The sequence below is a fragment of the Leptolyngbya sp. 7M genome, from assembly GCF_018128485.1.
On the sequence record NZ_CP070897.1, the window covers coordinates 1,364,880 to 1,385,185 of the forward strand.

The window sequence follows — 20,306 nt, forward strand, 5'->3', positions numbered from 1 at the left end:
TAGCCGCCTGTTAAAAAGGATTGCTTGAACGAATCTGCTATCTAAGAAATGAGGTAACAGAGCTATGCCTGATCAGATCGCTCGGAGCAATACCGAGTGCAGATCGAAAAGTGCGGGTCAAATGAGCAGAATCTGAAAAGCCGGCAGAATGGGCAGCCGCTGTCAAGTTTTCGGCCGTAGCAAGCATATGTAGTGCATCGCGCAGCCTAAGCCATAAAAGATATCGGCGGACCGGCACACGCAGGTGCTCGGAAAAAAGGTGCGAGAAACGACTCTCTGAAAGATCGACCTCAGCAGCGATATCTTTGATCAAAATACCGCTTTCACGGCCAGATCGGATCCATTCGATACTTTGAGCAACCCTAGGATCGATCTCCGCGGGAAGAGAATCAGAGATACCACCGACCAGATATACAAGATCTGATAACATCCTTTGCAGTAGGACTGGCTCATTCGTATTTGCAATTGGTGAAAGTGAATCACAAAGAACTGAGTAATGTTTTGTCAGATCTTGCGTTCCGAGCTGTGGGGAAAAACCGCTCAGTTTTTGTCCGAGCTCACCTTCCGGTGCGACCAACAGCATATACATTTTCACACCGCCACCATTTATCGCGTGCGGCGTCCCAGCCGGTATGACACACGCTGTAAGTGGAGTATATTTGCCACTATCGCCATCGCGGATATAGAACTCGCCACCAAATGAAACACAGAGTTTTATCGCGGGGGATTCATGAAGATCAGCGTCACCCGAGTTTCCGAAAAAGATCCCGTAATCCTCCCAAAGCAGGACTTTACCGATCCATCGCGACCTTGCACTGCCGATTGAGGTCATAGATCTTCGTCACCAAGATATCTGCCTTTCAAGAGGTAATTCTGTACGTAGTCCTTAATGGCCGTATTGAGTGGTGTAGTTTCGGCAGCATAGCCGGCACGGCGAATGCTGGAAAGATCGGCCTGAGTCTGGTATTGATAACGATCGCGGAGATGTTCGGGCATATCGATGAACTCAACATTCTTTGGACGGTCAAGAGCATCAAAGATCGCATCAGCAAGAGCATTCCAGGTCTTCATTTGCCCCGAACCGACATTGAACAGCCCGCCGATCTTGTTTCCCATAAAATGCAGCGTCATATCGACCGCATCTTTCACATAAACGAAATCGCGACCAAATTCGCCATCCTCAAAGGCAGGGTTCGCGCTCTTGAACAGCTTCAAGCTCCCCGTCTCATTTATTTGGCTGAATGCTTTGTTCACTAGTGAACGCATATCGCCCTTGTGCCCTTCGTTCGGGCCAAAGACGTTGAAGTATTTCAGCCCGACGATCTTTTCAAACATTCCGTGTCGGGCCGCATATTGATCAAAGAGATGTTTCGAGTAGCCGTAAATGTTCAGCGGACGCAGCTTGTGCAACTCTTCGTGGCCGTCCTCCATCCCCGCCGACCCGTCACCGTATGTCGCTGCTGAAGATGCGTAAATGAACCTGATTCCTTTCTCGACGGAAAAATCTGCCAGGTCCTTTGTATATCCAAAGTTGTTAATCAACATGTATCGGGCGTCCTTCTCCGTGGTCGATGAACACGCCCCCATGTGAATGATCGCCTCGGCGTCGCGGAAGGCTTCGATGTAGTCTATGAAGTCATCCGCATCAATATAATCTTTAAATTTTAGCGGCACAAAATTCTTCCACTTGTCGGTCTCGTCCATTCGGTCAACGATCAATATGTCGTCGTGACCTAGCTCATTCAGCCGCCAAACAACAGCACTTCCTATAAACCCGGCCCCACCTGTAACAATGATACTCATACTAATTTTTTATTTTCCGATTTTTTCAGACCGAAACTACAATGGAACTTATTGAGCTCTTCTCAACACAAAAGGCTAACCACCGTAAATACAAGTTTTTTGTATAAATTATGATATAAGATCACATTATCCAAGACTGGTGCCAAGTAGCCACTGCCCGCCATCAACTACTAGTGTTACGCCGTTAATATAGCTTGCGGCGTCAGAGGTTAGAAACAAAGCAGCGTTTTCGATGTCAGCGATGCGTCCGAATCGGCCGAGAGGTATCTTTTTGGTTATCTTCTCCTTCAACGGTTCGGGCAGCAGCCGCTTCATTCCTTCTGTATCCTCGATCGGGCCGGGTGCGATCCCATTGACGCGGATGCCATATCGTCCCCATTCTACCGACAGATTCCGCGTGATCGCATCTACTCCGGCTTTTGCGGCAGAAACATGTATCTGCATAGGTGTCGCAAGGTAATGCAGCGTAGCCGAGATGTTAAGTATCTGGCCTCGTGTTCGCTTTAATTCCTCAAATGCCGCCCGACAAACATTAAATGTACCTTTCGTATCTATATCGACTACCGTTCCAAAACCATTGGGCGACAGTTGATCTGCGGCACAAAGGAAATTCCCCGCGGCTCCGTTCACCACTATGTCGATCTGGCCAAAATGTTCTATTGTTTTCGAGATGGCATTCTCAACCGCATCGAAATCCCGAACGTCAGCCGCAACGGAGAAGCATTCACCGCCTCCGGCTTCTATCATTGCCTTCATTGCGGCAAGGTTTTCTTCCTTTCGACTGGTTATTGCGACCTTGGCCCCATGTTCGGCAAACGCCCGGGCAACACCTCCGGTTATTCCCGTCCCTCCGCCTGTTACAAACGCGACCTTTCCCTGTAAAATGTCATCTGCAAATACTTTATCGGCCATATTCGCAAGATGTTATCACAGTTAGTTCGCCAAATTGATCTTGAGATGTGTGGAAGTGATGGCTCCGGCGCATATCAGAAAAGTAGCAGAGGTAAGCAAAGCCTTCCATTCCGATCTAAGTTATTAAATTCTATTTTTCCTGCCGCCTTATCGGCGATCCTTTTATCTCTGGCTTGTTCATCGCCGCCGACAGATGTCCGTTCGGTAATGCCGGCCGATGCCCTTGTTTATCTTGAAACAAAAGATCTTGGAAAGGCGGTCGGGATAATAACGAACAATCCGAAACTCAAGGCGTCATTAGCCCAACCGCCCGACACAAGCCTTCTAGACGGGATGGAAATGGCTATTTCCGTTACTGGCTTTGAGACCACCGAAGAACAGCTTAATGAAGAGAATTCGGTTCTGAACTTTCAGCCTCGCTTCGTAGCCGCTATCGAGACAAGACTTTGGAATTTTCAGGTGATCTCTTTCGTCGAAGAGCATCTTGGACTCTTCATTAGCGAAATGTATGGCGGTGAGGCGACACTTGAAACCTCTGATAAGTACGGGGGGAAGTATTTCGTTTGGTCCGGGCGAAATGGACGTAAGGCATACGGGCTTGTGGTAGGAAGCTTGATCCTGTTCGGAAATGACGAATCGGCTCTTGAACGTTGCATATCAGTAAAAAACGGTAATGAAGAAAGCATTCTGAAAGCACAGCGTGTTCCGGAATTGGATGGACATGCGGTTGGGCAAATATCCCCCGAAGGCATTGCACAGATCGCGAATCTCGCTTCGATCTCTCTTGCAAAGCGGGCAAGCGACGAAGCTGATGTTCAAAGTGTTGTCGCACGCATTCTACCAGAGATCCTTCGAGGTTCGGTTAAAGACGTGACTTGGGTCACGCGAGCAACGGAAACGGGAGTTGAGGACACGTACGATATCTCGCTCCAACCTGAATTAATAAAAGTGTTCCGTGAGACTATTGTTCCTTCGAAAACTGCACCTGACAGAAACCTGTCATCCAGGGTGGCGGGTCTTGGCGAAAGCATCACGCGCTATGATCTCCGTGATCCACAGATCGCCTGGCGGAGCATTCTGCTTTCGGCTCCGACAGTAACTGATCAGGTCGGTTCGGGATTGATAAATGCGTTCGCATCAAGTCTTTTTGAACCTTACGGCATTGACGACCCAGAAGTCTTTCTTGGATCGGTCGGGTCCCTCAATGTCGCTCTTTGTCGTATCACCTTCGCCAAGGTCACGCGGATCGAAGACGATCGCACCTAGCTGAGCTCCTCTTTTCCGCTTGAAAGCATCACGATTGGATTCAAAGAATTGAGTTATCTCACTGTCACGCGGCGGTTCGATCTTTCCAGTGATCTTATCCTGTAACTTTTGTATGGCGAGCCCCTTCTTGATCGCTGTGCGAGCGGAGGCTTCAGTCTCACCTATCTTTTTCATCTCCTCTTCGAACTGCTCCGCGGAAAGACGGCTCTCGGTCTTGCGGCGATTGAATTCTGCCGTAACCTCGTCTTCAGTCGGAACAGTACCCTCGGCCTCCGCCTTTTGATACATCACTTCTTGTTCGATAAGTGACTGGAGTATCTGGAGCCTTGCCCCTGCGAGTTCGAGCGGTGAGAATCGGCTTTCCTGACCTTGGGCTTGCTGTTTGACGGCCCTTTCGACATCTTCCATTTTGATCGGTTTGCCGTTTACGGTTGCCGCAGTCTCGTTAGGATTTACCCCAGTGCCGATGGTCGGACCACCGTTTCCACAGGCCAGAGAAAATACCGCACTTGCGATAAACGCAGCGAACGGAATTCGACGGAAAAGAAATTCTCGTGTTAACGAGACATACGCTTTATTTGAACGGATTTTCATCATTACTTGACTTAACTCTACAAAATTGCTATAAAACTTGTTTTTGAGTTTTTATAAACTCTCGACCCCGATACCGGAGGCAATGATCTAATGGCACAACGATGCGACGTTTGCGGGAAAGGACCGCAGTTTGGAAACAATGTTTCACACGCTAATAACAAGACCCGACGCCGATTCAACCCGAATCTGCAACCTGTAAGGGCTCAACTTCCACAAGGCGGAAATCGCCGAATGAAGGTCTGTACCCGTTGCATCAAATCGGGTAAAGTTGTCAAAGCTGCATAACTCCTTATTGAGTTATATTTTTATCGAACAGTTGCCAAATGCTCTGACTTCAAGTGCATTTGGCAATTCTTTTTCTTTAAAACCACTCGCCAGCTTCTATACCGTCGCAATACAGTCGATCTCGACCCGGGCATCGCGGGGTAAACGTGCCGCCTGCACAGTAGCACGAGCAGGTTTGTTTAGATCAAAAAATCGCCCATAAACCTCATTCATCGCCGCGAAGTCATTCATATCCGCAAGAAAAACGGTCGTCTTGACCACATTTCCCAAACTTGACCCGGCGGCCTCCAAAACGGCACTAAGATTTTTCAATACCTGTTCAGTTTGTTCCGCCACGTCTTCGGAAACAAACTCACCGGTCGATACGTCTATCGGGATCTGGCCAGAACAAAAAACCATTCCGCTGACCTTTATTGCCTGCGAATATGGGCCTATGGCTCCCGGTGCATTTTCGGTTGAGATACTTTCTATGCTCATGGCAGTGAACTTCCCCTTGTGGCAAACAAAAGTGAAATAATAACAGAGTTTTTCTAATTTTCAAAACGAAAGCGGCTCCAGTTATCTGTAGCCGCTTTTTGTAGTTTTGCAGGATCTTTCCTGCCTTCAGCCAAAGCAGTTATGGCCGTGAAGTACAAAGGCTGTAGCTACCGCTGCCGCTATAAGAGTTCACACGCCAATAATAATACCCCGCGGCACCATTATAGCTAATGCTTTCATTAGATGTCGTACCAGTAGAACTTGCCACAACTACCCACGAAGCACCATTCCACCGATAAAGCCTCAGATCAAAGTCGGCATTCGAAGGACCAGTCAAAACCCCTGAATGAATCCCAGAGATGGTGCTTTGATAGTATGTGCCGTTCGGATGGATATGTGCTTGACCAGACGAAAGTGTGCCGGTATATGTTCCCCCGCTGCATGTTGGCGGTGGCGTTCCGCCTCCACCTGACAGTAGCGAATAAACAAGGACATTGGGTGAATCTGTACCAATGCCTGTCAAGCGTCCCGTGGTACCGGTATTAACGATCGCATCTCTAACAGTATTGTTGGAAGCTCCTGTATTTCCCTGCAAATAAAGAGCTGCAACACCTGCCACATGCGGGGCCGCCATTGATGTTCCGCTAATTGTGTTTGTTGCCGTATTACTGGTATGCCATGCAGAGGTAATGGAAGATCCGGGTGCAAAGATATCCAGGCAGCTTCCATAATTTGAAAAGGACGACCTAGCATCTGTGTTGGTTGTTGACCCAACCGTTATGGCAGCGGGAACTCGTGCCGGTGATGAATTACAAGCGTTGGCGTTACTATTTCCAGCCGCTACGACATAGGTTACCCCGCTATTGATCGAGTTATTTACCGCATTATCGAGAGCAGTTGATGCCCCGCCTCCAAGACTCATATTCGCTACTGCCGGTTTTATATGGTTTGCGGTTACCCAATCGACTCCTGCAATTACACCAGAATTTGTCCCGCTACCGCTACAATTTAGGACGCGAACTGCGTAGAGCCTAACCGATTTTGCAACACCATAAATCGTTCCCCCGACAGTACCGGCTACATGCGTTCCATGTCCATTACAATCATTGGTATTTTGTCCGTCTCCGATCGCGTCATAGCCAATAAATGCCCGCGAGCCGAATTCAGTATGTGTACGCCGAATGCCAGTATCGATAATATAAGCATTGACCCCACTTCCGGTCGGCGTATACTCATATGTTCCATTAAGCGGTCTATCCCGTTGATCGATCCTGTCAAGTCCCCATGTCGCATTGGTCTGTGTTGCTTCGATGGAAACATATGCGTCTTCCTCGATGTGTTTCACCCTTACATCCTGACTTAATTCTATTGCCTGTTTCTCAGACATCTCGATAGAAAACCCGTTCAAAGAATTTTTGAAGACTTTGTCCACTCTACCCTGATAGGCAATCGACAACTCCGATGCAAGAGCCTCGGCATTTGAAGTAATACCACGTTCCCCAGCAGCCCAATCCTCTAAAATCACAATATATCGACCCGGTACAGGATTTTCGGCACGCTCGATCTTACTTTCCTTCCCTTTTTCCTGGCTCTCCACCGAAGGGGAGAACACCGCAAGCCCTACACTGATAATCACGGCAATTGCCACGACAAACATTGATTTTCTCATTGTTCTTAATTTTTCTCCTTCTGGGTTATGCCTGTTAGGACAAGCATATATTTTCGCACTGATAAAAGGTACGAAAGCGAGAGTAAAATAAATAAAAAGAGAAAAAACTTACGAACCTGTCGGGTTTGGATATTAGATAAGTTAGGATCCCGACAACGTCCGAGTGGGCTAATTTGGAGGGATATTACACAATCTAAGATAAAAAGTAAAGCTTATACTAGTATAAATTTTTCTTTATACTATGAGTCACGTATTTATACGCTCGACATCGATCACACCTGGCACTTGCTGAATAGAACTCAACACACGATCAAGATGTTTCTTATCAAACACTTCGACCGTTACCTCGATCAGTCCCCGGTCGTCACGCGAAACATTAGCCTTTGCATCGCGAATTCCAGTCTTTATCTCAGCTATGGCATTGGTGATGCCTGCCAGCATTCCCGTGCGGTTCTCCGTTGTAACAAGTATTCTAACCGACTGGATCTCGTCTTGATCCGTTTTTGCCCAATCCACTTCGACGATGCGGTCCTTATTTACCATCAGCTGCAGCACGTTCTTGCAGCGCTTGTTATGGACAACGATCCCCTTGCCAAGCGATATGTATCCAATTATCTCTTCGCCGCGGAGCGGATTGCAGCATCGGGCACGCGTGGTCAAAAGATTATCAACGCCCTTAACCACGATCGCATCTTCACCGAGCCCTATGAATTTCTTGACCGCCTTTACGCCACTTTCGATCCGTGTTTCCCTTCTCTTTTCCGGATCAAGCTCAGCAAATTTCTCAGCACCTAGATATTTGGAGATAACATTTCGTGGGAGGGTCTTGCCATATCCTATTGAGGCTAGCAAATCCTCAGGTCTGCCAAGACCATATTCATTTGCGATGCGTTTCATTTCCACATCGTTATTGATAAGTTTTTTGTGAGGTACACGAAAGCGGTCTGCTTCTTTCTCAAGTAATTTCCGACCTAGCTCTATTGAATCTGCACGCTGTTGTTCGGCGATCCAGTGTCTTATACGGCTACGTGCTTTGGCGGTAATGACGTAATTTAGCCAGTCGCGGGACGGCTTAGAATTTGCGGTCGTCATTATCTCTACGACATCGCCATTTTGCAGCTCTGATTTAAGCGGGACGATGCGTCCATTAATCTTGGCTCCCGTGCAGGTATCCCCGACTTCGGAGTGAATAGCGTAAGCGAAATCGATCGGTGACGCTCCGCGCGGAAGTTGGATGACCTTACCCATAGGGGTAAATGTGTAAACATCTTTCGGAAACAGATCAAGTTTCAAAGATTCTATAAACTCTTCCGAATCCTCATTTGTCTGTGTGGTCTCCACCAAAGGAAGAAGTAGTTTTTCGACCGTTTTTCTTAGTTCGTCCAAGCTAGCATCTTCTTCTGCCTGTCCTAGTTTTTTCTCTTTGTATTTCCAGTGTGCTGCGACGCCCTCTTCCGCAATATGGTGCATTTCCTCGGTCCGGATCTGCACCTCGAATGGCTGCCCTCCATCGCCGATAACCGATGTATGGAGAGACTGATAAAGATTATCGCGGGGGATAGCGATCCAGTCCTTAAAGCGTTCCGGGACCGGCGTCCATGTGTCGTGCATAACACTTAGGGTGAGATAGCAGTATTTTTTGTTATTAGGAGTGATTATTCGCGTTGCGATAAGGTCGTAAACCTGTTCGATTGTGATCTTCTGCTTCTTTAGTTTCTTCCAAAGCGAGTATAGCCTCTTAACACGTCCTTGTATCTCGACAAAAGGTACGTCATTGTCACGGAGACGGGTCTCTACGGTTTGCCTGATACGCTCCAGCGTAGCTTCGAGCTCGGGGCGACGGCTATCAACATCTTTTGCTAGTCGTTTATACTCTTCTGGGTATAGATTCTGAAATGATAGGTCCTCAAGTTCACTCCGGACCTTACCCATTCCAAGTCTATGAGCAATAGGAGCATAAATGTCGAGGGTTTCCTGTGCAATGCGCGCACGTTTCTCGGGTTTGAGAAACTGCATTGTTCGCATGTTATGAAGCCGATCCGCTAACTTGATCAGCACTACGCGAACATCCGTGATCATAGCAAGGACCATCTTGCGGACATTCTCAGCTTGCTGCTTCTCCTTTGAAAGATCGCTTATCTGGGCGATCTTTGTGAGCCCATCAACAAGATGAGTTATCTCATCACCAAAATATGATTTTATGGTGTCAAGATCGACAAGCGTATCCTCAACGACATCATGAAGCAATCCGGTTGATACGCTAACCTCGTCAAGCCGCATTTCGGCCAGTATATTTGCAACCTCCAGCGGATGTACCAAATAAGGTTCGCCTGACGCTCGTTTTTGTCCCTTGTGGTGAAGAGCGGAGAACATATACGCTCGGCGTATAAGCTCCAAGTCGGGGTTTGGCCGGTTCAATTCGACCTTATCAATAATGTCCTCGATACGGATCATCTTGATATCTCTTGATATATTCTATCGAACTTCAACACTGGGAATCCAAGAAAAAGTCACTGATCAGAAATATAAAAAGTGCCCGTCAGTAATAACGGGCACTCAAGATCACACAGACTAAAGATCTATTTCGCAGCATTCGCATTTCCGCTCACTGCTTCAAGTGCAGCAGCCTGTGCGGCGGCTATGCGCGCGTCTTTTTCTGCCTTAATGTTCCCGACCAAAGTCTTTAATTCATCGGATTCCTGTTTACGCCGGTCCGCTTCGGCACGAACAGCGGCAAGATCGGCCCTACCCTCCATCTCTGCTAGACGTGCCGCCTGGGCAGCCATGCTTGCACGATAAGAACGAGCAGACTCAAACGGGAGTATGCGTTCTTCAAGAAGGCTTAATTGATCGTCAGTCAGTGATTTCACATTGGTGTTCGCGGCGTTCTTTACAAAATCACTTTCTAACTGGTAGGCCTGGTTGAACAGTTTTTCCCCTTCGGAGATGCAATTTGTTAACTTGGTCATATCTTCAGGGTTTTCCGGTTTGACATACTGATAGACATCCTTCCCATCCCGTTTGACCGTTTTTCTGACCTTTTCGTTGTTAGTAATGTCGTTAGCACATGTATTGTATTCCAATCCGAGAGCCACGATCGCTCGTACCCTGGCAGTGTCTGGAAAGCTTTCATCACCAGCCACGCGCTGCTGCCATTCTTTCGCTGCGGCTTGCTGCTCAAGCGCATTGTTTAAGCTGGCGATCGCACTTGATGTGTTGTTAACTGCTGATAGCGCAGAGAAATACCGCTTGGTCTCAGCTTGACTTGTCGGATCAGCTTCATAAGCAGTCTTGGCAGCAGCATACTCACGAAGCGACTGTGGGATCGCTTTGTTATATTCGACGAGGGCCCTTTCCGCAAGCGATTTTTCACTACGATTAGCGCTGTATCGTTGATGAAGCGTTCTGGCAAGGAAAAGCTGTGCGGTTCGCCCTTCAAGCGTTTCCCCTTCAGGGTCGCGTTCTGCAGCCCTTCGGAAGAGATCCTCTGCCGTCTCAAACTTTCTATCGCGATAAGCTGTTGAACCATCGACCAGATTCTTTCTGGACATGATCCTGTTGTAATACGAGCAATTCGTAGTGACCAGGACCGCTAGAGCGATCAGCACAATTATCCCAAAACGAGATGATCTCATTTTCGACTCCATTATGATTCCGATTTTTTGAGCGCCGAAGAGCGGTCATGCCGTCCGGAGCTATAAAATACTAATTTGACAGATCGTCGATCTGTAGGCCAATAGGTGCGGCTCCCGCCATCTTAACGGCATCAATAACCTTGACAACATCACCGTATTTAACTGATCTTGGCGATTTGATGAACAAAGTCTTCTCCGTCTCATTTGAATTCGGACGGCGCACATTATCCCGCTCGCGCTGAGCAAATATCTCTTTTAAGCGATTGGTCAGCGCGTCTGGCTCCTCGATAGTGCCTTGGTTTTCATTGTTTAGTGAGAGGCCCCGAGTTGCAGGATTTATCGTTACCACAAGACTCAACGGATTCGGCTCAACGACCAGATTTTCCTGCTTCTTCGGCTCCGCTGGCACCTTTGCTTCAAACTTGCTAGGTTTGACCGGCGTAATGATCATGAAAATGATCAACAGTACGAGCAGTACGTCGATCAGCGGTGTGACGTTAATGTTCGGCGTTGCTCCATCTTTGGAGCCGCCAGTTGACATTCCCATAACTTCTCCTGATGGGAAATGGCCGTAATAAGAACGGCCATTTTGACCCTAATTTGCCGCTTGCTGCGGCGTCCCCTTCTTCTTATCCGCTACAAGTCCGATCTTGTCGATCTCTTGCTTGCGAATGGTATCTATCGCCCTGACAACCGTTCCGTAATCAACATCGATGCCCGCTTTTATATAAACGATGCGCTCCTCGGCGGTCTTATCTTTCATAAGGGTCTTGACGCGTTCACCAAGCTCCTCGATCGGATACGGATCCTTACCGATATAAAAATCGTTGTTGTTAGGGATAGCAAGCACCACCGAAGTATCTTTGGTAATATTTGCGTCCTCGTCAGGTGAATTCAGTTCTTTCGGGATATTAACTGTAACCCCCTGTTGGAGCAATGGTGTTACGATCATGAAGATGATCAGCAACACGAGCATTACATCCACCATTGGTGTTACGTTAATGTCCGAATTATATTCATCGGTCCCGCCGACCTTTGCACCCATGGCAATGAACCTCCAATGGTAAAACTAGACCAATAAACTAAGCCTTAAGGTTCTTCGTACGCTGGCGGATGAAGTAATCGACCAATTCCGAAGCCGAATTCTCCATTTCCACGCCGAAGCTCGTGACCTTGTTCGTAAAATAGTTGAACAGCCACACGGCCGGAACTGCCACGCCGATACCAAAGGCCGTTGCAACGAGAGCCTCAGCAATAGCTGCACCAACAGCACCGATACCAGCATTTTCAGCCTGTGCCAATGCAACGAACGCACCGATGATGCCCACGACCGTTCCGAATAGTCCGACGAACGGAGCAGTTGAACCTACAGTAGCAAGACCGGAAAGTCCACGCTTTAGTTCGGCCGTTTTGACAGCTATGGCTCGCTCAAGGGCACGCTTGGAAGCTTCCATCTCGTCAGCGGTTATCTCACCAGCCCCCTGATGTGCGCTAAACTCCTTCAAGCCAGACGATACAACCATCGCAAGGTGCGAATCTTTGTGGCGATCACTAATACTGATAGCCTCGTCAATATTGCTGTTCTTGAGAGCCTGGGCTACCTTCGGCGCATATTGGCGGGACTGCTGCTTCGCCTTGTTATAGGTAAGCCAGCGTTCGATACCGACGGCGATAAGATATACAGACTGGATGAGCAACGTGATAATGACCGCCCATCCGGGGATCGTCAAGCTTGAGATGATGTCGTAAAAGCCGAACGAGATCTTTCCGTCCGCCGAAGCAGAGAACAGTAGAAATGAGCCCATCAGGCTAGCGAAAAAAGTCATGGTTTTTCCTCCAAAGAATCGTGAAAAAGTCTATGTATTGCCGGATCTCCTTAAGATCTTATTGCGGAGAGGCACGAACTCTTCAGCCTCTCCACGATCGCCCCGATTTATGGAGCGACAAAGTTATACGTGATCACTCCCGAAACCTTTACTGGTTGTCCAGAAAGCATTGTCGGGCTGAACTTAGCCTGTCGGGCTGCCGCAGCGGCTGCTGCACGAAGCAACGGATGACCACTTACCGCGCTTGCCGAAACGACATTACCATCCTCATCGATCAGCACCTGGACCGTAACTGGGCCTTCAGCCCTGACAGCACGTGCTGCCGTCACAAATCGCGCAGCCCGCGAAATGCTAAGACGTGTGGAGGCTTTGACCGGTTCACAGAACGTTCATCGCGTGTGGGGCGGAACGTTTCACCGGATCGCAAATCTGATATTGCGGCGGCACGCAGTCTCACTTGGGTTCAATGCTAACTACTCGATACTTGACAGCGAAGACGCGAAGGACTTTATAAACGTATGCATTGATGATGCCGCGGTCGATACAAGGGCAAAGCGGTTTCCGAAGGCCGAAGTATTGCAGGACATCATAAGCTACGCTACAAATACTGACTTGCCAATAGAGAACGTCATTGCAGGAAAGTATCCGTATTTTGAGATGCTTACCGCGCAGATCAAGCGCGTGGATGCGATATATCACGCCAGAAAACTTGAGCGGAACGTGATGGACTATGACGATCTGTTACTGAAGCTCAAGCAGCTCTTGACCGAAAAGCGAGAGATCACCGAGCTTTACACCGAACAGTTTCAGCATATCCTGGTCGATGAATATCAGGACACGAATCGTTTGCAGGCGGAGATAATCGACCTGCTTGCCGCAAAGCATCGAAACGTAATGGTTGTCGGCGATGACGCTCAATCGATCTTTGCATGGCGCGGTGCTGAGTTCACGAACATCTACGAATTTCCGAAGCGCTATCCCGAAGCCGAGCTTTTCAAACTCGAAACTAATTATCGTTCAACACCAGAGATATTAGGGCTTGCGAACACTTCGATCGCATCGAACCGACGGCAATTTCCAAAGATGCTGAAGGCGGTAAAGCGTTCGCGGGACGTGAAGCCTGCGCTCGTTCCGTGTTCAGACGTTGATCAGCAATCGGCCTTTGTCGCATCGCGTATATTAGAGCTGCGCGATGAAGGGATCTCGCTTGAGGACATCGCCGTTTTATATCGATCACATTATCATTCGATCGAATTGCAGCTGGAACTTTCCCGACGGAACATTCCATACAGAGTTCGATCCGGCGTGCGCTTTTTTGAGCAAGCTCACATCAAAGACATTGTGTCATATCTGCGAGTGTTGGTGAATCCGCGCGATGAATTAGCTTGGAAACGGATACTAAAGCTATTGCCTGGCATTGGAAACATTACGGCAGATCGTGTTTTTGAGTCGATAGCTACAAGAATTTCCGGAACAGAGATATTGCCCGGAAGTTCACAGGGTCAGACCGGGCCTCTGACTACAGTAACGGCGCTAAAGAATGCCACTCAGGTGTCAAAAACCGGTCGTAAGGGGCTTGAAGATCTGGGCAGCTTACTTGAGATGCTTGTATCGAACGAATTCCGCGATCAACCCTCAAAACAGATAACTTATGTCTTCGAGAACGGTTACGAGCAATATCTGCTGGAAAACTTTGAGAATGCCGATGCCAGGAGCGAAGATATACGGGGGCTGGCCCAGTTCTCACAGCGTTATGAGACGACGGAGGCATTTCTTTCTGAACTCGCCCTTCTTGCTACAGAACGATTCAAGGAGCCGCAGCCGCTTGTCGGCGAAGAAGTGGTCGAAGGCGGCGACGAAGATGAACTTTTAACGCTTACTTCGGTACATCAGGCAAAGGGCCTTGAGTGGAAGGCGGTCTTTATCATTTGGGCTGCGGAGGGCAAGTTCCCAAGCCCGCGTTCGCTGAAAGAGATCGAATCTGAGGAAGAAGAACGTCGTCTCTGGTACGTTGCTCTGACACGTGCAAAAGATGAACTATATCTAACTTATCCGCTGTTGATGACGGATTATAATCGCCAGACCGTCCTGCAAAAGCCCTCACGTTTCATCAGCGAGTGCCCGCCAGAATTATTCGAGATCTGGGACCTTGAAGAAGAACTCCCCGCGCGAGACGCAATGCCGAGCATCAAGGACCTACCTACCGAATATCTAAATTGAGCTCCACTGATATGAATGCCGCTTGCGATCCGCGTATTGATGCGAGGGCAATTATATGGCTACGAATATCGCAGTTTTCAATCCGCGTCTTTCTGAGCGAAAGCTATTGTTGGCGACGGCGATAGGATTCCCGCTCGTTGTATTGGTAGGTTATGCGCGGACATATTACTTTAGTGCATTCTTCGATGTTCCGGCGGTGGCGAATAGATTGGTGCATACACACGGCGTGATCATGTCCGCTTGGGTGCTCTATTTCGTGATGCAGACCGTGTTTATTCGAACAAGAAACATCAAGCTCCATATGACGATGGGAATGATCGGTGTTGCGCTCGCTGCGTTGGTAATAGTGGTCGGGCTTTTGACCGCGTATGATGCACAATTGGTTCGCCATGCTGCTCCGCCGGGAGCCGATCCGCATGCGTTCTTCCTGCTGCCGGTAAGCGATATGGTGATCTTTGCGGCCTTATTCTCAGCAGCCATCTATTATCGAAAGAAAGCGACCGAACACAAGTGCCTGATGTTCCTGACGGCGATAGCCTTTATGCCCGCTGCATTGTTCAGACTCCCGGTAGCTCCTCCGCAATACGCGGAATTGTGGGCATTCGGGGTTCCGGGTTTGATAGCGTTGGGTGCGCTTGCTTGGCATTGGTATAAGACCGGCAAATTGAACCGTCCATTCGCGATCGGCACCGCTCTGATCGTTGTGATGATCCCGCTGCGGCCGGTTGTCGCGCATTCCAATGCTTGGCTTTCATTCGTAGCGTGGCTGGTACCGTCGGCCGGCTGAACATCTCAAAAAAACCATACTTCCAGGCCGGTAAATTTACCGGCCTTTTTGCGCCAAAAAATGTACATCCGCCAAAGCAACCAAATTTCCCGCTCAGGTAACTAACGCAACAAGACGACGAGCCGCTCCCGCACAGCCGGGAACATTAAGATCTAAAAATTGTCTATTTGTGTGTTTACGAATCAGCGCTGTTCGCACAGCCGTAAGCGGAGGTTACCCGTATGTCCAAGATACCATCTTTGAATTCGATCCGTGTCACAAAACCCTGTAATGAAGCATGGGAAGAGATGCACGGAAATGAAGGGGTGCGGTTCTGTTCGCATTGTGAAAAGAACGTTAATTTCATCTCCGCGATGACGCGGAAGGAGGCCCGTCGGCTGGTGCGCGCTTCCGGAGGAAACCTCTGTGTCCGCTACGTTGAACATCCTGAGACCAAAGAACCGCTGTTTTTGCCTCCGCTGTATAACATATCCCGAAGGGCTCCGGCGATGGCGGCGGGTGTGCTCGGCGCAGCGCTTAGCTTTGCCTCAACGGGCATCGCACAGGATCCGCCTGTTCGGGAGATCGTTGCTATCGAACGACCGGCGGATGAAAAAGAGGAAACGATCGCAAAAGCAGCGGTCGGGAATTCCAGGATCGCCGGAGTTATTGCTGACGCACTGGGTGCGGTCGTTCCCGGAACGAAGATAAAGCTGAGTAATGCTAACGGGGATTTTGAGGAAACGCGCGTAAGCAGCTTCGACGGAAGTTTTGAATTCAAAAACTTGCGCGCGGGCAATTATTCGATCGAGCTAAAGGCCGATGGATTTCGTGACCAAAACGTTGTAAATATCACCCTTGATGACAACTCTGATTGGTTTCGGACGCTATCTATAGATATCGGTGTTGTCCTTGCTGGGGCCGTTGCGGTCAGTTACGAAGTTGAATTCAAGAACGACCTTTCTCGGGCGGTCTATTCCGAAGAGCTTGATGACGTGCTTGAGCTTCTTGCCCGCGGTGCGGATCCAAACGAAGAAGAAGAGAACGGTGAAACGCCGCTATTCATATCGGTAGCCGATGGTACTACAGAGATCGCTCGTGCGCTTATTAACTTCGGCGCTCGTGCTGATGCCCGAAACAAGAAAGGTGAGAACGCGCTGTTCCGGGTTGATGAAGATACGCCGGTCGAACTGGTCGAATTGCTCCTTGAGCGCGGCGCGTCTATCGATATCGAGAATGAAGAAGGCGAAACGCCTCTTTTTGCCGCGATAATGAATGGTTCTACCGAGGTAATAAAGATGCTCGTCCGTCTCGGTGCCGATGTAAATGTAAAGAACAAGGACGGATTCACGGCGCTGATGGCAGCGGCGGAGAATTCCACCGTTGAGATCATGCGTCTCTTGTTAGAAAAAGGGGCGGATCCACGTGCCGTGGAAAATGACGGATGGACTGTTCTTATGCATGCCGCATACGAGGATGACATCGAAAAGGTCCGACTGATCTTATTCGCCGGGGCTGATGTAAATGCACGCAATCAGAAAGGCGAAACGGCTTGGGACATCACTGATGACGAGGATGTACGTGCGCTTCTGGTCGGGTTTGGGGCGACGCCGGGAAATTCTCGGTCGAGTGATGACGACGACGACGACGAAGATACAGATGGCAAGGGCTAAGCGCCGGCATAAGATCATCTCCTAGGACCGAAATAACCTTTAATCTGCGTAACTTTTCCCTTCGCCGAATATTTCGCTTGACTAGTCGCCGATTTAGCAGTATATCAAAGCTTCCGGCGGCGCTTTTGCGTTAGCCCTGACGCAGCTGGCATTTCTCCTGCAAGGAGTTGGAAATGGGCGCGAAAGAACAAATGATCGAGATCCTGCGGGACCGTGATACGGGCCGGATCAGGATTAATTATCGAAACTCGGGAACTACCGCTATTATCAATCGCGATTCTTTCATACGCGTAGCAGATGCTCTTGCCGCAGGCTCCCTACACGTTGTCGAAGGCAGACATTCGGCGAATATGATCACGTATAGTTCGCGCCGCGAAGGCAACAACGCCGCGAATACGTTCTATCTAGGAAACAATCGGCGCTGGTCGCGCGATTTCAACGCTCTTGTCGTACACGAAGCGGTTCACGCATTTTTCGATCTGGAACGAACAACGATCCCCTGGCTTGACAACGAGACCGTTGCCTATATCGCACAGGGATATTATTTGAGAAATTCGGGTTATCCGGCAGCTCGTCTTGAAGAGGATGAGCCATATGAGATCGGCTATCGGGTCGCTCAGGAACTTGCCCGCGGCCGCAGCGGTTCAGATTGGATTTTCGTGCTTCGCGACAAGCTCAACACAGATTCTAGGTATTCCTCTTACATTCACGGGACATTCACCGGCACGGGTTGATGGGAAGGCACACAAGCAGCATCAGCTCTCAGACTTTCGTTCATCTTGTGGTGTGAACGAGGTTCTCTTGGTCTGATCTGCTCGCATTCACGATCCACTCATTTCTTTCGCTTCGCCAATTTTCTTCGAATGATGTTAAAATCCGCCAAGAGCCGAACTATCAAGCTCCCCACAGCCAAGTTTGCGATCGGCACGGAAAATAAATATGAAATTTTGCCCGACCTGCGACACTCGCTACGACGAAGAGATACTACGCTTTTGTATGAAGGACGGCACACCTCTTGTTGACGAGGAAGAGCCTAAATTCATTGAAATGCCTAGCGAAAGCATCGATCATCCGGTCGAGGACGATCCGTCCGAAGTTACGGTGATCCGTAAGGTCAGGCCTCCCGTGCCCGGTCAGCCTGCAGGCGAGATCGAATTTGAGCCTAAAGAAGAACCGGCTCCGCGTATCGTTGTGCCGATGTCACAGCCCGAACCGCCGCGAACGCGAGTTGTGGCCGCTGCACCCGAAGCCAAGAGTTCCAATACAGTAATGGTAGTTCTGCTTACGATGTTTGGGACGATCACTCTTTTAGCTCTCGGGGCAGGTGCGCTTTGGCTTGCGTTGAAGTTCAGCGGGGATTCGAATACGAACGTAAATGTAAACACAAGCGCGCCGAACGCCAATGCCGGGCTGAACACTAATATGGATATTAGCAATGCCTTCGATTTCGGTAACGTGCCGGTTCAGATGTCCAACCAAAACACGAATGCGAATGCCCGCACGCCAACCCCGACGCCTTCTCCCTCGCCGACCGCGACCGCAACGCCGCGTCCTACCGAGACGCCAATGCCGGCATCTACGCCCGACGATGAAGAACCGAGACCTGCGCGCACGCCGACGCCGGCACCTGTGAGGACTCCGGTCCCAACGCCGACGCCTGTGATCATCCGGCCCGGAGCCACACCGACGCCCGCAGTCACTCCGAGACGAGTCCCAACGCCTCTAAATCGCTAAGGTACTTGGCGATCTCAGCTGCGAAGATCAAAGGCGGATCCGACCGCGCGCCGCGGATCGATAACCCCCCAGCCTTGCCGGTCAACTTCGTAATGCGGCAGGCGTTCGGCGGTTGCGATCAATATGCGCTTTATCTGTTGCGGCGAGAGGTGTGGATTTGCTTCGAGCATCTGGGCGGCCAGCGACGAAACGATCGGGGCTGAAAAAGATGTTCCGTCGACGTATTTATAATGCTTTGTTATAACGTTCTCACGGCGGAGCTTCAGCAAGATGATCTGCCGAATCGAGTGCACCGGCCGGTCGAGCGCGGCATCAAGTTCATCATCGATGCCCGGATTTGCGCGAATTATCGAATGCAGGTCATCGTCATTGGCCTTATCAAGCGTATCCAGGAGACTTGCCTGCTGAGCGGTTGGCGTGTTCGGCAATATGGGCGCCGGGACCCAGATCGAAGGGGCGATCACCTCCGGCTTTTGCAATCCGTCGATCGTTGGCCCATAGGATGAGCGATACATTCCGCGTTTCGCACGATTGACCGAATTATTGTCATCAAGACCGCCTACTGCTATAGCCGAAGGGGCGCTTGCCGGCGGCACGACGGGATGGTTAGGTAAATGTCCGGAGTTTCCCACCGCGCAAACCACCGTAATACCGGCAGCCGTGCAGCGTTCGACTGCCTGCGAAAGCGGATCGGACAAATAATGCTGCTCCTCATCACCGCCCGCCGATATATTTACGATCCGAATGTCATATTTGCCTTTGTTCGCAAGTACCCACTCCAATCCATCAAGAATGTTCTGGTCGGTAATGCGGCCTGTTCGTGCGAGCTTCACGAGAACGACGTCAGAATCTGGGGCGAGTCCGCGATAAAAGCCATTTGAAAGCGAGCCGTTGCCGGCGGCGACAACGGACGTCATCATTCCATGCCAGCTTGCGACGTCCGGCTGAAACAGCGAATTCAGGTCGCCGTCAGCATCAAGAAGATTTCGATACGCAATTATGCGATTCTTTGGCGTGGTCAGATCGACGTGCGGATAAAAACCCGAATCAAGGAAAGCGATCGTAACTCCTTTGCCGGTAAAACGTTCGTCGGCATCAAGTCTGAGCGGAGTTGAAAGGACGTGTGAGCCGTCCTTCTGCATCGCGGCATCTGCGATGATATGCTCTTTAGCCCTTTCAAATAACCGAACGCAGCGGGCACAGACCGCTTGGAATTCCTGAGTGTCCGGAGCATTTGCGCCAATCAGCTTTTGCAGGTCCTCTTCTAAGACGCGCAGCGGCACGAATTCGTCACGCGTTTCGCGTGAACATACGGGACAGACGGTATCGCCTGCGGCAATATCGGCCGAAGTTCTCGTCTTTTCGTGTGCTAGGGAGCCGGTCGAAGTCATCAGGGCGTTTCAAGTTTTCCATAATGGACGGTTAAAATCAACGCTGTCAGGAAAT

The 20,306-nt window shown here is 49.7% G+C and carries 19 protein-coding genes; 6 read left to right on the forward strand and 13 right to left on the reverse strand.

What is annotated here, in order from left to right; translation table 11 throughout:
- Positions 1–37: 37 nt before the first annotated feature.
- The 4 genes from JVX88_RS06430 to JVX88_RS06445 form a co-directional block, all read right to left on the reverse strand.
- Positions 38–832 carry a helix-turn-helix domain-containing protein gene (locus JVX88_RS06430; RefSeq protein ID WP_211626507.1) on the reverse strand — a complete coding sequence of 265 codons (795 nt, stop codon included), beginning with the start codon at positions 830–832 and terminating at the stop codon, positions 38–40.
- On the reverse strand, positions 829–1,803 hold the full coding sequence (rfaD, locus tag JVX88_RS06435) for an ADP-glyceromanno-heptose 6-epimerase (RefSeq protein ID WP_211626508.1): 975 nt from the start codon (positions 1,801–1,803) through the stop codon (positions 829–831). Before rfaD ends, JVX88_RS06430 begins: the two co-directional genes overlap by 4 nt.
- A 126-nt stretch (positions 1,804–1,929) precedes the next feature.
- Positions 1,930–2,715, reverse strand: coding sequence for an SDR family oxidoreductase (locus JVX88_RS06440; protein ID WP_211626509.1), 786 nt, complete (start codon positions 2,713–2,715; stop codon positions 1,930–1,932).
- Positions 2,716–3,852: 1,137 nt separating this feature from the next.
- Complete coding sequence (locus tag JVX88_RS06445; protein WP_211626510.1) at positions 3,853–4,578, reverse strand: SurA N-terminal domain-containing protein; 726 nt, start codon at positions 4,576–4,578, stop codon at positions 3,853–3,855.
- Positions 4,579–4,665: 87 nt separating this feature from the next.
- Between JVX88_RS06445 and rpmB the strand changes: the two genes are divergently transcribed.
- A complete protein-coding gene (rpmB, locus tag JVX88_RS06450) occupies positions 4,666–4,860 on the forward strand; it encodes a 50S ribosomal protein L28 (RefSeq protein WP_211626511.1) in 195 nt (64 codons plus the stop codon).
- A 96-nt stretch (positions 4,861–4,956) separates the two neighbouring features.
- Here the strand turns inward: rpmB and JVX88_RS06455 are convergent, their stop codons facing one another.
- The 8 genes from JVX88_RS06455 to JVX88_RS06490 all read right to left on the reverse strand — a co-directional run bounded on the left by JVX88_RS06455 (position 4,957) and on the right by JVX88_RS06490 (position 12,796).
- On the reverse strand, positions 4,957–5,337 hold the full coding sequence (locus JVX88_RS06455; RefSeq protein WP_211626512.1) for a RidA family protein: 381 nt from the start codon (positions 5,335–5,337) through the stop codon (positions 4,957–4,959).
- Positions 5,338–5,476: 139 nt separating this feature from the next.
- On the reverse strand, positions 5,477–7,006 hold the full coding sequence (locus JVX88_RS06460; RefSeq protein WP_211626513.1) for a S8 family serine peptidase: 1,530 nt from the start codon (positions 7,004–7,006) through the stop codon (positions 5,477–5,479).
- Positions 7,007–7,252: 246 nt separating this feature from the next.
- Positions 7,253–9,460 carry a RelA/SpoT family protein gene (locus tag JVX88_RS06465; RefSeq protein ID WP_211626514.1) on the reverse strand — a complete coding sequence of 736 codons (2,208 nt, stop codon included), beginning with the start codon at positions 9,458–9,460 and terminating at the stop codon, positions 7,253–7,255.
- Positions 9,461–9,585: 125 nt separating this feature from the next.
- Positions 9,586–10,641, reverse strand: coding sequence for a hypothetical protein (locus tag JVX88_RS06470; protein ID WP_211626515.1), 1,056 nt, complete (start codon positions 10,639–10,641; stop codon positions 9,586–9,588).
- 70 nt (positions 10,642–10,711) lie between these two features.
- On the reverse strand, positions 10,712–11,188 hold the full coding sequence (locus tag JVX88_RS06475; protein WP_211626516.1) for a biopolymer transporter ExbD: 477 nt from the start codon (positions 11,186–11,188) through the stop codon (positions 10,712–10,714).
- Positions 11,189–11,236: 48 nt separating this feature from the next.
- Positions 11,237–11,686 (reverse strand): ExbD/TolR family protein, encoded by a 450-nt coding sequence (locus JVX88_RS06480; protein ID WP_211626517.1) that lies wholly within the window; start codon positions 11,684–11,686, stop codon positions 11,237–11,239.
- Positions 11,687–11,723: 37 nt separating this feature from the next.
- Complete coding sequence (locus JVX88_RS06485) at positions 11,724–12,467, reverse strand: MotA/TolQ/ExbB proton channel family protein (protein ID WP_211626518.1); 744 nt, start codon at positions 12,465–12,467, stop codon at positions 11,724–11,726.
- 107 nt (positions 12,468–12,574) lie between these two features.
- Positions 12,575–12,796 carry an energy transducer TonB gene (locus JVX88_RS06490; protein WP_211626519.1) on the reverse strand — a complete coding sequence of 74 codons (222 nt, stop codon included), beginning with the start codon at positions 12,794–12,796 and terminating at the stop codon, positions 12,575–12,577.
- Positions 12,797–12,815: 19 nt separating this feature from the next.
- Between JVX88_RS06490 and JVX88_RS06495 the strand changes: the two genes are divergently transcribed.
- From JVX88_RS06495 to JVX88_RS40475, 5 genes are all read left to right on the forward strand, one after another.
- Positions 12,816–14,687, forward strand: a complete 1,872-nt coding sequence (locus JVX88_RS06495) for an ATP-dependent helicase (RefSeq protein WP_211626520.1) — start codon at positions 12,816–12,818, stop codon at positions 14,685–14,687.
- A gap of 55 nt (positions 14,688–14,742) precedes the next feature.
- Positions 14,743–15,474, forward strand: coding sequence for a hypothetical protein (locus JVX88_RS06500; RefSeq protein WP_211626521.1), 732 nt, complete (start codon positions 14,743–14,745; stop codon positions 15,472–15,474).
- Between the two features lie 221 nt (positions 15,475–15,695).
- Complete coding sequence (locus JVX88_RS06505) at positions 15,696–17,126, forward strand: ankyrin repeat domain-containing protein (protein WP_211626522.1); 1,431 nt, start codon at positions 15,696–15,698, stop codon at positions 17,124–17,126.
- Positions 17,127–17,299: 173 nt separating this feature from the next.
- Positions 17,300–17,860 (forward strand): hypothetical protein, encoded by a 561-nt coding sequence (locus tag JVX88_RS06510; RefSeq protein ID WP_211626523.1) that lies wholly within the window; start codon positions 17,300–17,302, stop codon positions 17,858–17,860.
- 205 nt (positions 17,861–18,065) lie between these two features.
- Positions 18,066–18,860, forward strand: a complete 795-nt coding sequence (locus JVX88_RS40475) for a hypothetical protein (RefSeq protein ID WP_211626524.1) — start codon at positions 18,066–18,068, stop codon at positions 18,858–18,860.
- A gap of 14 nt (positions 18,861–18,874) precedes the next feature.
- Here the strand turns inward: JVX88_RS40475 and JVX88_RS06520 are convergent, their stop codons facing one another.
- The gene (locus JVX88_RS06520; RefSeq protein ID WP_211626525.1) at positions 18,875–20,251 is read right to left on the reverse strand and encodes a S8 family serine peptidase; all 1,377 of its coding nucleotides are present in this window, start codon (positions 20,249–20,251) and stop codon (positions 18,875–18,877) included.
- Between the last annotated feature and the right edge of the window lie 55 nt (positions 20,252–20,306).

Coding starts and splice junctions, on each gene's coding strand:
- JVX88_RS06430 (WP_211626507.1), bottom strand. CDS start 832: ATGACCTCAATCGGCAGTGCAAGGTCGCGATGGATCGGTAAAGTCCTG.
- rfaD (WP_211626508.1), bottom strand. CDS start 1,803: ATGAGTATCATTGTTACAGGTGGGGCCGGGTTTATAGGAAGTGCTGTT.
- JVX88_RS06440 (WP_211626509.1), bottom strand. CDS start 2,715: ATGGCCGATAAAGTATTTGCAGATGACATTTTACAGGGAAAGGTCGCG.
- JVX88_RS06445 (WP_211626510.1), bottom strand. CDS start 4,578: ATGATGAAAATCCGTTCAAATAAAGCGTATGTCTCGTTAACACGAGAA.
- rpmB (WP_211626511.1), top strand. CDS start 4,666: ATGGCACAACGATGCGACGTTTGCGGGAAAGGACCGCAGTTTGGAAAC.
- JVX88_RS06455 (WP_211626512.1), bottom strand. CDS start 5,337: ATGAGCATAGAAAGTATCTCAACCGAAAATGCACCGGGAGCCATAGGC.
- JVX88_RS06460 (WP_211626513.1), bottom strand. CDS start 7,006: ATGAGAAAATCAATGTTTGTCGTGGCAATTGCCGTGATTATCAGTGTA.
- JVX88_RS06465 (WP_211626514.1), bottom strand. CDS start 9,460: ATGATCCGTATCGAGGACATTATTGATAAGGTCGAATTGAACCGGCCA.
- JVX88_RS06470 (WP_211626515.1), bottom strand. CDS start 10,641: ATGAGATCATCTCGTTTTGGGATAATTGTGCTGATCGCTCTAGCGGTC.
- JVX88_RS06475 (WP_211626516.1), bottom strand. CDS start 11,188: ATGGGAATGTCAACTGGCGGCTCCAAAGATGGAGCAACGCCGAACATT.
- JVX88_RS06480 (WP_211626517.1), bottom strand. CDS start 11,686: ATGGGTGCAAAGGTCGGCGGGACCGATGAATATAATTCGGACATTAAC.
- JVX88_RS06485 (WP_211626518.1), bottom strand. CDS start 12,467: ATGACTTTTTTCGCTAGCCTGATGGGCTCATTTCTACTGTTCTCTGCT.
- JVX88_RS06495 (WP_211626520.1), top strand. CDS start 12,816: ATGCTAAGACGTGTGGAGGCTTTGACCGGTTCACAGAACGTTCATCGC.
- JVX88_RS06500 (WP_211626521.1), top strand. CDS start 14,743: ATGGCTACGAATATCGCAGTTTTCAATCCGCGTCTTTCTGAGCGAAAG.
- JVX88_RS06505 (WP_211626522.1), top strand. CDS start 15,696: ATGTCCAAGATACCATCTTTGAATTCGATCCGTGTCACAAAACCCTGT.
- JVX88_RS06510 (WP_211626523.1), top strand. CDS start 17,300: ATGGGCGCGAAAGAACAAATGATCGAGATCCTGCGGGACCGTGATACG.
- JVX88_RS40475 (WP_211626524.1), top strand. CDS start 18,066: ATGAAATTTTGCCCGACCTGCGACACTCGCTACGACGAAGAGATACTA.
- JVX88_RS06520 (WP_211626525.1), bottom strand. CDS start 20,251: ATGACTTCGACCGGCTCCCTAGCACACGAAAAGACGAGAACTTCGGCC.